Raw genomic sequence first — 12338 nt, 5'->3', positions numbered from 1 at the left:
TCTTAAAAATCAGACAATAAAACGCCAGGGAGACTAAGATGAAGCTGACCCGTCGCCACGCACTTACCGCCCTTTCCGGTGCCGTTCTTGCCGGACCGCTGTCTGCGCCCTTCATCCGCCCGGCCCGCGCGAGCGCCGGCTCGGTCAATGTCTATAACTGGTCGGATTATATCGGTGAGACCACAATTGCCGATTTCGAGGCCGAAACCGGAATCTCGGTCACCTATGATCTTTATGCCAGCGCCGAAGAGGTCGATGCCAAAATGCTGGTCAGCGGCACCGGATATGACCTCGTTTTGCAATCGGGCATGTCCTATCCGCGTATGGTAGCCGCTGGTGTCTATCAGAAACTCGACCGTTCCAAATTGCCGGGCTGGAGCAATCTCGACCCCGATATCCTGAGGATCATCGAAGATTACGACCCGGGGCAGGCCCATGGTGTCCCCTATATGTGGGGATCGGTCGGTATGGCCTACAATATGCAGATGGTACGCGCACGGCTTCCTGATGCTGATCTGAACAGCCTTGATGTTCTGTTCAAGCCCGAGAATGCGTCGAAACTGGCCGATTGCGGCATCTCGGTTCTCGATAGCCCGACCGATGCCGGCTATATGATGCTGAAATATCTGGGCATTGACCCCAATACCGCCGGCGCCGCCGAATATGCGAAAATGGCCGAGGCGTTTGCGCCGATCCGGCAATATATCACCACCTTTGACAATGCGAATTACCTCAACGCGATCCCCAATGGCGAGCTTTGCGTGATCAATTCCTGGTCCGGCGATTACGGCGTCGCCAAGACCCGCGCCGCCGAGGCCGGGATCGAGATGGAGCTGGCCTATTTCGTCCCCAAAACCGGCGCCCCGGCCTGGTTCGATCTCTGGGGCATTCCGGCCGATGCGCCGAATGTGGAAAATGCCTATATATTGCTCGATTATCTGTTGCGGCCCGAAGTGGCGGCGGCCTGCACCAATTTCACCGGCTATGCCAATGCCAATAAGGCGGCGACGCCGCTGGTCGATCCGGCAATCGCCAGCGACCCGGCGATCTATCCCGATGACGAGACCCTCTCGCGCCTCTTCACCACACGCCCGATGACCGAAGACCAGGAGCGCGACCTGAACCGCGCCTGGCAGATGATCAAGAGCGGCAGCTGAGGCGAGGCCCGTCATGTCAGAGCCTGTCCTGCCGGAAAATGCCCCTTTCATCCGTATCGAGGGCGTCTCCAAACGCTTTGGCCAGTTCGAGGCGGTGCGTGACGTCAGTCTGACCATTGGCAAGGGCGAGATCTTCGCCCTGCTCGGCGGCTCCGGCTGCGGCAAGACCACGCTTTTGCGGATGCTGGCGGGCTTCGAGACCCCGACATCGGGACGGATTTTTATCGACGGCCAGGATATGGCCGATACGCCGCCCTGGGATCGCCCGGTCCATATGATGTTCCAGAGCTACGCGATCTTTCCGCATATGAGCGTCGAAAAGAACATCGCCTATGGGCTGAAGCACGAAAAGATGACCGCCGCCCGGCGCGCCGCCCGGGTCGAAGAGATGCTGGCGCTGGTACAGCTGACGCCTTTTGCCAAAAGGAAACCGCATCAGATTTCCGGCGGGCAACGCCAGCGCGTGGCCCTGGCCCGCGCGCTGGCGCGGCAGCCCAAGGTGCTTTTGCTCGACGAGCCGCTCGCGGCGCTCGACAAGAAACTGCGCGAACATACCCAGTTCGAACTGATGTCGATCCAGCAGAATACCGGCGTCACTTTTGTCGTGGTCACCCATGACCAGGAAGAGGCGATGACCCTCGCCGACCGTATCGCGGTGATGGACAAGGGCGAGGTCAAACAGGTCGGCCCGGCGAACCAGATCTATGAATATCCCAATTCCCGCTTTGTTGCCGGCTTTATCGGCGCGATCTCGACCTATCCGGCCCGCGTCATCCGCCTGACCGGCGATCTGACCGAGATCGACATCCCCGCCATGGGCGGCACCTTTGCGGCCCGATCCCTCCCTGGCCTGACCGAGGGCCAGACCGTCACCGTAGCCCTGCGCCCCGAGAAAGTCTCCATCTCGAAAACCTGCCCCGATGCCGTCAATGTGGTTGAAGGTCAGGTGAAAGACCTCGCCTATTTCGGCAAGGACAGCCTCTACCGTGTGATCCTGCCGGGGGGCGATCTGATCTCGGTCCATACGGTCAATGCGCGGCGCGCCTCTGAATCCGGCCGCCCCGCCGACTGGGACGACCGCGTCTGGCTCTCCTTCGAGCCCGCCTCAGCCATCCTCCTGACGGATTGATGCCATGCGAAAAGCCGCCCCCTTCCTCCTGACACAAATACTCCCGGGGGGTGCGGGGGGCAGGCAGCCCCCCGCCGCGCGCCGCAAAGCACGAGGCCAGCCATGAAATCCCTCGCCTCCTGGTTCCATCGCCGCGGCTGGCGCGATCTGATCATCGGCATCCCCTATCTCTGGCTGATCGTCTTCTTCCTGATCCCCTTCCTGATCGTCGTGGCGATGAGCCTCGCCACCCGCACCCCCACCGCGCCGCCCTTTGGCTATGGTGGCGCGAACCCGATCCTCAATTTCGAAGGCTATGCGCGGCTTTTCACCGAGACCCTCTATATCCGCGCCTTTATCACCTCGCTGATGAATGCCGCCGTCGCCACGGTGATCTGCCTGATCATCGGCTATCCGATGGCGCTCGGCCTCACCCGGGTTTCGAAATCCTGGCGCAATATTCTTCTGATGCTGGTGATCCTGCCCTTCTGGACCTCGTTCCTGCTGCGCGTCTACGCTTGGATGGGGATGATGGGGCGGAATTCCTGGTTCAACGGGCTGCTCACAGACATCTGGAATCTCCTCACCCCGCAATCTTACGCGCTGACCTCGATCCCGATGATGAACAGCAATTTCGCGGTGGTTCTCGTCATGGTCTATTGCTACCTGCCCTTCATGATTCTGCCGCTTTACGCCAATCTCGAACGGCTCGATCCGGTGCTGGACGAGGCCGCGATGGATCTCGGATCGCGTCCCTTCCAGGTCTTCCGCGATGTGACCCTGCCGCAATCGATACCGGGCATCATCGCGGGCGCCATGCTCGTCTTCATCCCGGCGGCAGGCGAGCTGGTGATCCCCGCCCTCGTCGGCAATCCCTCTTCGCCGATGATCGGCCGCATCATCTCGGATGAATTCGCGCAGGTCAGGGACTGGCCCATGGCCTCGACCGTCGCCGTGGCGCTGTTGATCCTGATGGTCGGGCCGACCATGCTCTATTCGCGCTATCAGCAGAAAGCCGAGGGCCGGGCGGAGGAGCGCCCATGACCCGCCGCCCCGTCTTTCTGATTACCGTGATGTGCTTTGGGTTCGCCTTTTTCTACATCCCGATCCTCTCGATGATCATCTATTCCTTCAACGAAAGCCGGCTTGTCACCGTCTGGGGCGGGTTCTCGACCAAATGGTATGTCTCGCTTTTCTCCAACCGCCAGGTCGGCGCCGCGCTCTGGCTCTCGTTGCAGATCGCGCTGATCTCGGCTTCGGTTGCGACGGTGCTTGGCGCCATGGCCGGGATCACGCTGGCGCGGTTTCGCAAATTCCGGGGCCGCACCGCGTTTTCCGGCATGGTCACAGCCCCCCTGATCATGCCCGAAGTGATCACCGGCATCTCGCTGCTGATCTTCTTCACGCTGCTCGCGAACTGGATCGGCTGGCCCGGGCAGCGCGGTTTCACCACGATCACGCTGGCGCATATCACCTTCTCTATGGTGTTCGTCACCACCGTGGTCCATTCGCGGATGATCCAGATGGACCGCTCGATCGAAGAGGCCGCGATGGATCTCGGCTCGCGCCCCTGGCAGGTGTTGAAGGACGTGACCCTGCCGGTGATCTCGCCCGCGCTGCTGTCGGGCTGGCTGCTGGCCTTCACAATCTCGCTTGATGATGTGGTGATCACCACCTTCGTGATGGGGCCGGGATCGACCACGCTGCCTTTGCTGATCTGGTCCAAGGTCAAGCTGGGCGTCACGCCCGATATCAACGCGCTCGCCACGCTGATCGTCGTGATTGTGGGGATCTGTGTCGCCATTGCCGGCTGGCTGATGAGCCGGGCCGAAAGGCGCCGGCTCGCCGAAGAGCGGCTCGCATACAGGGCCAACGGATGACGGACATGGCAACCAGCGTGCTCTGGCTTGCGCTGAGCGAACCCGCCGGCCCGCCCGGCTCCGGGCGCCGCCGCTACGGCGCGGCAATGGCGCTCCACGCATCAGGCGCGCTGAGCACCGCCCAGCTTGAGGCTTACCGCGAGGCGGCCACCGCCGATGCCGTCGAGCCGTTCCGCGTCATGGCGGATCGCGGGCTCACGCCACCCGTCCCGCCCGCGCCCGATGCCGCCGCCCGCCTCGCGCATCTCCTGGCCGAGACCGACCGCTGCCTTGCCGCCCTCTCCGGCCCGGGGATTGCCGAGACCCGCACGCTCCTCGCCGCCGCCCTGCTGCAAAAGCCAGACCCACGCCCCGGGCGCGCAAACCTGGTGGTCGAAACCCATATGGAAACCGCATTGGAGGCCGCGAAAACCATCGACCCGACACTGGCCGCCGCCATCGCCGCCGCGACCGGGGATCTGACCTGGATCACCTATGACGCCTATCCGCCCGCGCAGATCGGGCCTCATTTTACGCGCTCGCATGCCTTTTGCTCGCTGATCGGCGCGACCGCGCCCTGGAGGGCCAGCGATTTCGACCTTGGCCTCTTCCTCGTCGCGCCCGGCATTCTCTACCGCGATCATGCCCATCCCGCGCCCGAGCTTTACCTGCCGCTCACCGGCCCGCATCGCTGGCGCTTTGCCCCGGATGGGCCCTTTCGCACGCTCCCCGCGCTGCAGCCGGTCTGGAACCCGGCGCTCAAACCGCATGCGACCCTGACCGGAGCCCTGCCCTTCCTCAGCCTCTTCGCCTGGACCCGCGATGTCGACCAGCCCGCCCATGTGCTGCCGGCCAGCGACTGGAGCCTTTATGAGTGACCACCTGCTGATCAATGGCCGCATCCATACGATGGACCCTGCCTTGCCGCAGGCCCGCGCGATCCTGATCCGCGATGGCATTATCGCAGCCGTCGGCGGCGATGACATCGCCGCCCTCGCCCAGTCCGGAGCACGGATCACCGATCTTGGCGGGCGCCTCGTCCTGCCCGGGTTTCAGGATGCCCATACCCATCTTCTCTCCGGCGGCACCGATCTCGCCACCGCCGCGCAGCTTTACGAGGCCGAAGACCCCGACACGCTGGCGCAACTGATCCGCAGCCATGCCGCAGCTCATCCCGACCTGCCCTTGTTGGTCGGTGCCGGCTGGCAGCCCGGGCTTTTCGGCGATCACAACCTGACCACTACCTGGCTTGATCCGCTGACCGGTTCCCGCCCGGCGCTGATCTACGATTCGAGCTTCCATTCCGCCTGTCTCAACTCTGCCGCGCTGGTGATGGCCGGGATCACCGATGACACAAACGATCCGCCCAATGGCCATATCCTGCGGGATGCGACCGGCCAGGCCACCGGCATGCTGCATGAAGAAGCGATCCCCTGGGCGCTCGCACGCCTGCCCGGTTTCACCGATGACCAGCTGTTGGCCGGGCTGATGGCAGGCCAGGCCCATGCCAATCGCCATGGCATCACCGGCGTGATCGACGCCAAAATCACCGCGATCGAGGCACGGATCTATGCCCGTGCCGCGCGCGAAAACCTCCTCACCCTGCGCGTCGCCGGGGCGGCGCATGTCTCCGAGGCCGATACTCCGGAAACCGCACTGGCCCGGCTGAGCGCGCTGCGCACCGCCCATCCGGGCCCGGATTTCCATATCAATGCCGCGAAGTTTTTCATGGATGGCGTGTTCGAGAACCGAACCGCCGCCTGCCTCGCCCCCTATGCCGACGGAGCGGGCGGCACTGCGCCCTGCATGTTCCGCCATGATCAGACCCTGGCGCTGATGACCGCGCTGGATGCCGCGCGCTTTCAGATCCATGTCCATGTGATCGGCGATGCCGCCTGCGCCCGCGCGCTGGACGGGCTGGAAGCGGCGCTGGCCGCCAACGGCCCCTGGCCCGCCTGCCACCAGATCACCCATCTGCAACTGGTCGCCCCCGCCGATTTCCCCCGCCTCGCGCGGCTCGCAATGGCGAATATTCAGCCGCTCTGGGCGCGATTCGACGCAAAGATCCCCGATATCGCGTTCGACATGATCGGGCCCGCGCGCCTGCCGCAGACCTATGCGTTTCGCGATATGGTGAAGCTGGGAACCGGTTTCGCGATGTCGTCGGACTGGCCGGTCTCGACCCTGAACCCGTTCGAGATCATCGAAACCGCCATTACCCGCCAGGCGCGCGCCCAGGATCATTCCGGCCCGCCCTTCCTGCCCGATCAGGCGCTGAGCCTGACCGAATCTGTGGCGGGCTATACGATTAACGCCGCCCGCGCCTCCTGGCGTGACGGCTATAGCGGCCGGCTCTCTCCCGGTTTTTCTGCCGATCTGATCGTGACGGATCAGGATATTTTCAGCTGCGCCCCCGCGCAGATTTCTGCCACCCGCGTCCTTCTGACCCTGTTTCGGGGACAGGAGGTCTGGCGCGATCCTTCTCTGCGCTGAAAGAACAGATTCCGCATAAACCCATTCTAAACGCTCTGGCTTGCACAATGCCCCTGATTTTCAGCAAGGGCCGGCAGGCATGTATCCGCTCCATCTCTTCCTCCGGCTCGAAACCGGCACCGGGCGTGACGATTGGCTGCTCCTCAGCGTGGCGGCGGCGGCGCTGACAACCTTTATAGGCATCTGGCTGAGTTCGGGCGGCGCGGATCAGGTCACGCACGGACTGCGCGGCGTCATCTCGGATGCGGTGAATGAAATCGGCCGCGAGGAAGGGCCAGTGCCCGACCTGCCGCCAGGAGGGGAGGAAATACCGTGAAAGTCAGGATTCTGATGCTTGTCCTGTTTGGCATCCTGCTCTCTGTGGCCGCGGGTTTCGGGACGTTTCAGTATTCGCGCGCGCTGGAAACGGAACTCGCCACCGCCAGGGTCAGCCTGCGCGCCTTTGGGGAAACCGTGCTGGTGCCGGTACCGGCCCGCGACCTCGCCCCGGGCAGTATCCTCAGCCAGGAAGATTTCCTGCCGGTCAGGATGCCGGGCAGCTTCCTTCCGGCCAATGTGTTGCAAAAGCTCCCTCCCCCGAGTGAGGGCGGCTTTATCGCGCTGGCGGCAATGCGTCAGGGGGCGCTCGTCCTGAATGGCGATATTGCCACATCTGCCGGGGGCCCTGATTACGGGTTTATTCTCTCCGGCGATGCCAGGGCCATCGCCATCAAGGCACAAAATCTGCTGGATTTTATTGATCGGCTGAAACCGGGTGATCCCGTCGACCTGTTATGGACCCGCAATATCGGTGGCGGCACGACCGAGACGCGGATGATCGGCTCGGCCCTGCGGATCCTCGCGCTTCCGGGCAACAGCAGCGAGGGGCCGCTGGCCGATAAAATGATGCTCGAAGGCGCCTCGCAGGATGCGATGCGGGTGGTGGAGGCATCGTCTTCAGGCGTGTTCAGCATCCTGCCCGCAGCGCGCAAGCTGAGCCTTGAACATGAGGAATTCGTGGTCGGCCCGGCCGATCTGGCAACTTTGCCGCTGGTGGTGCGCGGGGAACAGACCGACGGGATCGCACAGGTCTCGGCCCGCGCAAGGTGCCAGACCGCCATCGTGCGCGGCGGAGCGCGGTCGGTGATGGATGTGCCATGCTGACTGAGGATCCAGCCCCACCAGCTGAAAACGACGCGCCGCTCAGGATCTGCGCGATCTGCGACGGGTTCGATGCGCTTTTACGGATGTCGGCCTGGCTTGTGCATCTGCCGGCGAATGCCATCCGTTCCGATCTGAGCCTGACCGAGGCGCTGGATATGCTGCATCAGCCAGCAGCGCAGGATTTCGACCAGATCATCCTCGCCCCGGATACCGGCAAATCGGCCGCGCCAAAACTGGTGACCGGCGTTTTGCAGGCTGCGGCCAGCCTCAACTGCGAACTCCTGCTGCTGCTGCCACCCGGCGCGAGACTGACCCTGCCGCAAATCCCCGGGATGCAGATCCATTACGGTCCGCCCTTCGCCCCGCCGGATCCTGGCGCTGGCCGCGAAGCTGACCTTCCGGGTATCGCGCGCGATGCGACCTTAGCTTCGCCAGATGCCGCGCGGCGCCCGGGTCAGGTTGCACCCCAGACCGGCAAAACCCTGCTGACCCGTCTGTTGCGCCGGCAGTCGGTGAATGCCGCACCGCAGAGCAAGGCATTCACGGCGCCCGAGCTGCCGCAGCAGCCCTGCCGGATTCTGGCCTTTCAGCCGGTTGCCGGCGGCGTCGGTGCCACTACGATAGTCGTCAACCTTGCGGTCGAGCTCTCTCGCCTGTCACCGCCTTCGGAAATTTGCCTGATTGACCTCAATCCGCAATTCGGAAACGTCGGCACCTATCTTGATCTGCCGGCAAATTCGCGGGTGACCGACGCCTATCGGCAGCTTTCGGCGCTGGACTACGACTCCTTTCAGTCCTGTCTGCTCCGGCTCTCTGACCATCTGCGGGTCTTCACGGCCCCTGCCGAAATTCTTCCGGTCGACGGGATTTCCGAACGGGATCTGCGCCGCATTCTCGCGCTTGCCCGCGACAGTGCCGATCTGGTCCTTCTCGATCTGCCACATCTGATCACCGACTGGAGCGGAACCGCCTGGGCCGAGGCCGATGCCATTTTCACCACCAGCCGGGCCGATGTGCGCTCGGCCCAGAATATGGCGCGGCTGCTCGCCCTGCTGCGGTCCGAAAGACTCGCCGATGGCCGGCTCTTTCATCTGCTGAACATGGTGCCGGCCCGGCCCGATGCGGGCTGGACCGCCTCGCGAAACGGGTTTGAAACCGGTCTAGGCGCAGGCTTCTTCCGCCTTCTGCCGGATGGCGGCCATGAGGTCGAGGCGGCCTGCAATTCCGGCACTCCCCTGTGGCGGGCGGCTCCTGACAATCCGCTGCGCAAGGGGATCCTCGGCCTCGGTGAACTCCTGGCGCCGAAGATCGGGCGGCGTCATCTGAATGAAACGGGAACCGCCTGATGTTCGACAAATTCCGCCAGAGCAAATTCGGCGAGGCCACGCCGGTCGCCGCACAGAATCTTCCCCTGCCAGGGACGGCCGAAGCCGAGCCCATCCCCGCACCTGACGTTACCACAGCCAGGCAACGGCGCCGGAAGCTTGCCGAAATCCGGCAGCAGGCACATCAGCAACTGTTGGAAATCCTGAACCTTTCCGCGCTGGTGCAGGCCTCTGAGGCCGATATTAAGGCCGAGATCGCTGCGGTCCTCAAAGCGCTGATCCCATCGCAAAGTGTGGCCGTCAGCCGCTCGGAACGGGATGGGCTGGTCGAAGACCTCTATTATGAGGTGATGGGCCTTGGCCCGCTTGAGATCCTGATCAATGATGAGACGGTTTCCGACATTTTGATCAATGGGCCGGAACAGGTTTTCGTAGAACAAGGTGGTCTGCTCGAGATCACCGATGTGCAATTCCAGGATGAGGCGCATCTGCGGCGCATCCTGCAAAAGATTGTCGGCATGGCGGGCCGGCGGCTCGACGAATCGACGCCCTATGTCGATTCCCGCCTGCCTGACGGGTCGCGGCTCAATGCGGTCATCGCGCCGATTGCGCTTGATGGGACGCTGGTTTCGATCCGCAAATTCCGCAAAGACAAGCTCAGCCTCGAACAGCTGACCTTTCTCGGCGCCATGAGCGAGAAGATGGCGATCTATCTGCGCGCCGCCGTCGCCTGCCGGCTGAATATCGTGATCTCGGGCGGCACGGGCTCGGGGAAAACCACGCTGATGAATGCGCTTTCGGCCTTTATCGGCAAGCGGGAGCGGATCATCACCGTCGAAGACACCGCCGAGTTGCAATTGCAGCAGGCGCATGTCGGCCGGATGGAAAGCCGGCCCGCGAATATCGAAGGCAAAGGCGCCATCACTCAGCGCGACTGCCTGAGAAATGCCCTGCGGATGCGCCCCGACCGGATCATCGTGGGCGAGACCCGCGGCGATGAGGTGATCGACATGCTGCAGGCGATGAATACCGGGCATGACGGCTCGATGACCACGATCCACGCCAACTCTGCCCGCGACGCCACCAGCCGGCTGGAAAACATGGTCGCGATGTCGGGCGTTGAGATCCCGCTCGGCGCGTTGCGGCGCCAGGTCGCCAGCGCGGTCAACCTGATCGTGCAGGTCAACCGGCTGCAAGACGGCAGCCGCAAAGTGACCTCAATCACCGAAGTCACCGGCTGCGAAGGCGAGGTGCTGACCATGCAGGAGCTGTTCTTCTTTGAACATACCGGCATCACCCCGGATGGCAGGGTCGAGGGCGGTTATGGCACCTCAGGTGTGCGCTCGGCCTGGTCGGACCGCTTCCGACGCTGGGGGATTTCCCTTCCCCCCGATCTCTACGGGGTATGACCATGTCCCTTTCCCTGACCTTCGGCCTGATCCTGACCCTCGGCTGCGGCCTCCTTCTGCTGGCCCTGTGGCAGATTTCGGAGCTTGGGCCGCGGCGCAGGCGGCTTATGGCGATCCGGCGTTTCTCGGGGCAGGTGCGCAGCGAGGACCCGCTGCTGGAAACGGCCGATGCCATCGCACTCCGCCGGGACGGGGTGCACAAAAGCTGGCTGAGCCTGTCTGGTGCGGCGGGCGGCGGGCGGGCAGATGTGCTGCCCCGCCATCTCGCCCTGATCCTCGTCCTCACGGTTACCACGGTTGTGACAGTGCTGGCGCATGTCATTCTTGGCCTCTGGCTCGCGATCGGGATTGCCTGTGGCCTGATCCTTGCCCTGACCATCTGGATCCTGCAGGTCCGGCGTCTGATCCGCCGTCGCGCCCTGGCCATCGAGGAAGCCCTTCCCGAAGCTATGGATCTGATCGTGCGTTCGCTCAAGGTGGGCCTGCCGGTGGGTCCGGCCGTTCAGACCGCCGGGAAAGAGCTCAGCGGCCCGATTGCGGAAGAGTTCTCTGAAACCTCGGCGCGGATCAGCTATGGCCAGGAGCCGGTCAGCGCATTGCGCGACATGGCAAACCGAACGGACAGCCAGGGCCTGCGCTTTTTCGCGGCGGCAGTGGCGATCCAGTCCAACACCGGCGGCAATCTCGCCGAAGTACTGGACCGGCTCGCCGCCATCGCGCGCGGGCGACAGCAATTGCACCGGAAGGTGCGCTCCATCACCTCGGAAGCGAAATGGTCCGGGCGGTTTCTGTCTTTCTTCCCCTTGGGCGCAACAGGGATGCTTCTAATGGTAAACCCAGATTATTTTTCGGAAATATCTGACAAGCCTTTCTTTTTGCCAATGCTGGGCCTGGTAGGGGCTTTGCTCTTTCTCAACATTCTCTTCATGCGCTGGCTGGTCAAAGTGGAATGACATGGCGGTTCAGAAATCTGGCAGGCGGATACCGGCAATGACCTCATCCCTGTTTTTCCTCGGCGCCTTCACGCTCGGCGCAGCGCTTTTCTCAATGGCCATGCTGGTGGTCAGTCGCCTGCCCGAAAGCGCCTTCCTCGCCGGGACCGCGGGCGATCCGGCCGCCCCCGCGCCGCTCTCCGGCAATGCGGCCGAGCTGCGCCGTCAGCTCTTCCAGGCCGGCTTCACCCATCCCGAGGCCGCGCGCTATTTCACCATGGTCAAAATCGGGCTGACGGTCTTGCTGGTCGCCCTGGTTGCGGCGGCTCTGGTCCTTATCGCCCCCCTCAGCGAACTCACCCCGGTGAAAAAGGCGATCGCCTTGGTGGGTGCCTTTCTGACGGGCTATTTTCTGCCCACCCTGATCGTTGACAAAAGGCGCAAGGCCTGGAAAAAACGGATCGCCATCGCGCTGCCGGATGCGCTGGATTTCATGCTTGTCTGCGTCGAGGCCGGGCAGACCACCGATCTCGCATTGCTGCGCGTGGCCGAAGAACTGGAACCGGTACATCCCGATCTTGCCGCCCGTCTCCAGGCGCTGACCGAGGCGCTGACCGCCGGGGCTGAGAGACAGGATGCCTGGAGCCGGCTCGCCCTGGAGACCGGCAATGATGATCTGCGGCAGCTGGCCACCATCATCGTGCAATCCGGCACGATGGGCACGCCGGTCGCCCATACATTGCGGGTGTTCAGCGCCGATCTGCGCGACCGCCGGGTGCGTCAGATCGAAGAGCGCGCAAATGTGCTGCCGACCAAGATGACGCTCGGGACAATGATCTTCACTGTGCCGCCGCTGCTGATCCTGCTGCTCGCGCCCGCGATCTACCGTCTGATCACCACCAGCTGACGGCG

Annotated in this window: 12 protein-coding genes; all 12 read left to right on the top strand. The window is 63.5% G+C overall.

Annotated elements, in window-relative coordinates; translation table 11 throughout:
• Positions 1-38: 38 nt before the first annotated feature.
• The 12 genes from JC607_RS18195 to JC607_RS18140 all read left to right on the top strand — a co-directional run bounded on the left by JC607_RS18195 (position 39) and on the right by JC607_RS18140 (position 12333).
• Positions 39-1157, top strand: a complete 1119-nt coding sequence (locus tag JC607_RS18195) for a polyamine ABC transporter substrate-binding protein (protein WP_198838313.1) — start codon at positions 39-41, stop codon at positions 1155-1157.
• A gap of 13 nt (positions 1158-1170) precedes the next feature.
• On the top strand, positions 1171-2286 hold the full coding sequence (locus JC607_RS18190) for an ABC transporter ATP-binding protein (RefSeq protein WP_198838312.1): 1116 nt from the start codon (positions 1171-1173) through the stop codon (positions 2284-2286).
• A gap of 102 nt (positions 2287-2388) precedes the next feature.
• Entirely contained in the window at positions 2389-3309 is a 921-nt protein-coding gene (locus JC607_RS18185) for an ABC transporter permease (RefSeq protein WP_198838311.1), read from the top strand.
• On the top strand, positions 3306-4145 hold the full coding sequence (locus JC607_RS18180; RefSeq protein ID WP_198838310.1) for an ABC transporter permease subunit: 840 nt from the start codon (positions 3306-3308) through the stop codon (positions 4143-4145). Before JC607_RS18185 ends, JC607_RS18180 begins: the two co-directional genes overlap by 4 nt.
• Positions 4146-4150: 5 nt before the next feature.
• Positions 4151-5002 carry a dimethylsulfonioproprionate lyase family protein gene (locus JC607_RS18175; RefSeq protein WP_198838309.1) on the top strand — a complete coding sequence of 284 codons (852 nt, stop codon included), beginning with the start codon at positions 4151-4153 and terminating at the stop codon, positions 5000-5002.
• Positions 4995-6617, top strand: a complete 1623-nt coding sequence (locus JC607_RS18170) for an amidohydrolase (RefSeq protein ID WP_198838308.1) — start codon at positions 4995-4997, stop codon at positions 6615-6617. The genes JC607_RS18175 and JC607_RS18170 overlap by 8 nt, the downstream gene beginning before the upstream one ends.
• 79 nt (positions 6618-6696) lie before the next feature.
• Positions 6697-6933 carry a hypothetical protein gene (locus tag JC607_RS18165; RefSeq protein WP_198838307.1) on the top strand — a complete coding sequence of 79 codons (237 nt, stop codon included), beginning with the start codon at positions 6697-6699 and terminating at the stop codon, positions 6931-6933.
• On the top strand, positions 6930-7760 hold the full coding sequence (locus tag JC607_RS18160) for a Flp pilus assembly protein CpaB (RefSeq protein ID WP_198838306.1): 831 nt from the start codon (positions 6930-6932) through the stop codon (positions 7758-7760). Before JC607_RS18165 ends, JC607_RS18160 begins: the two co-directional genes overlap by 4 nt.
• On the top strand, positions 7754-9106 hold the full coding sequence (locus JC607_RS18155) for an AAA family ATPase (protein WP_198838305.1): 1353 nt from the start codon (positions 7754-7756) through the stop codon (positions 9104-9106). Before JC607_RS18160 ends, JC607_RS18155 begins: the two co-directional genes overlap by 7 nt.
• A complete protein-coding gene (locus JC607_RS18150) occupies positions 9106-10494 on the top strand; it encodes a CpaF family protein (RefSeq protein ID WP_198838304.1) in 1389 nt (462 codons plus the stop codon). Before JC607_RS18155 ends, JC607_RS18150 begins: the two co-directional genes overlap by 1 nt.
• A gap of 2 nt (positions 10495-10496) precedes the next feature.
• On the top strand, positions 10497-11447 hold the full coding sequence (locus JC607_RS18145) for a type II secretion system F family protein (RefSeq protein WP_198838303.1): 951 nt from the start codon (positions 10497-10499) through the stop codon (positions 11445-11447).
• A 37-nt stretch (positions 11448-11484) separates the two neighbouring features.
• The gene (locus JC607_RS18140) at positions 11485-12333 is read left to right on the top strand and encodes a type II secretion system F family protein (RefSeq protein WP_198838302.1); all 849 of its coding nucleotides are present in this window, start codon (positions 11485-11487) and stop codon (positions 12331-12333) included.
• The last annotated feature ends 5 nt before the right edge of the window (positions 12334-12338 follow it).

Source organism: Paracoccus sp. IB05 (assembly GCF_016405985.1).
In the GTDB taxonomy this organism is placed as follows: Bacteria; Pseudomonadota; Alphaproteobacteria; order Rhodobacterales; family Rhodobacteraceae; genus Pseudogemmobacter.
Note: the sequence above shows the minus strand (reverse complement) of the source record. Positions and strands in the feature narration are given on the sequence as shown.

Bases quoted from the DNA above. Each gene is read 5' to 3' on its own strand.
- JC607_RS18185 (WP_198838311.1), top strand. From the start codon at position 2,389: ATGAAATCCCTCGCCTCCTGGTTCCATCGCCGCGGCTGGCGCGATCTG.
- JC607_RS18170 (WP_198838308.1), top strand. From the start codon at position 4,995: ATGAGTGACCACCTGCTGATCAATGGCCGCATCCATACGATGGACCCT.
- JC607_RS18195 (WP_198838313.1), top strand. From the start codon at position 39: ATGAAGCTGACCCGTCGCCACGCACTTACCGCCCTTTCCGGTGCCGTT.
- JC607_RS18190 (WP_198838312.1), top strand. From the start codon at position 1,171: ATGTCAGAGCCTGTCCTGCCGGAAAATGCCCCTTTCATCCGTATCGAG.
- JC607_RS18140 (WP_198838302.1), top strand. From the start codon at position 11,485: ATGACCTCATCCCTGTTTTTCCTCGGCGCCTTCACGCTCGGCGCAGCG.
- JC607_RS18180 (WP_198838310.1), top strand. From the start codon at position 3,306: ATGACCCGCCGCCCCGTCTTTCTGATTACCGTGATGTGCTTTGGGTTC.
- JC607_RS18175 (WP_198838309.1), top strand. From the start codon at position 4,151: ATGGCAACCAGCGTGCTCTGGCTTGCGCTGAGCGAACCCGCCGGCCCG.
- JC607_RS18155 (WP_198838305.1), top strand. From the start codon at position 7,754: ATGCTGACTGAGGATCCAGCCCCACCAGCTGAAAACGACGCGCCGCTC.
- JC607_RS18145 (WP_198838303.1), top strand. From the start codon at position 10,497: ATGTCCCTTTCCCTGACCTTCGGCCTGATCCTGACCCTCGGCTGCGGC.
- JC607_RS18150 (WP_198838304.1), top strand. From the start codon at position 9,106: ATGTTCGACAAATTCCGCCAGAGCAAATTCGGCGAGGCCACGCCGGTC.
- JC607_RS18165 (WP_198838307.1), top strand. From the start codon at position 6,697: ATGTATCCGCTCCATCTCTTCCTCCGGCTCGAAACCGGCACCGGGCGT.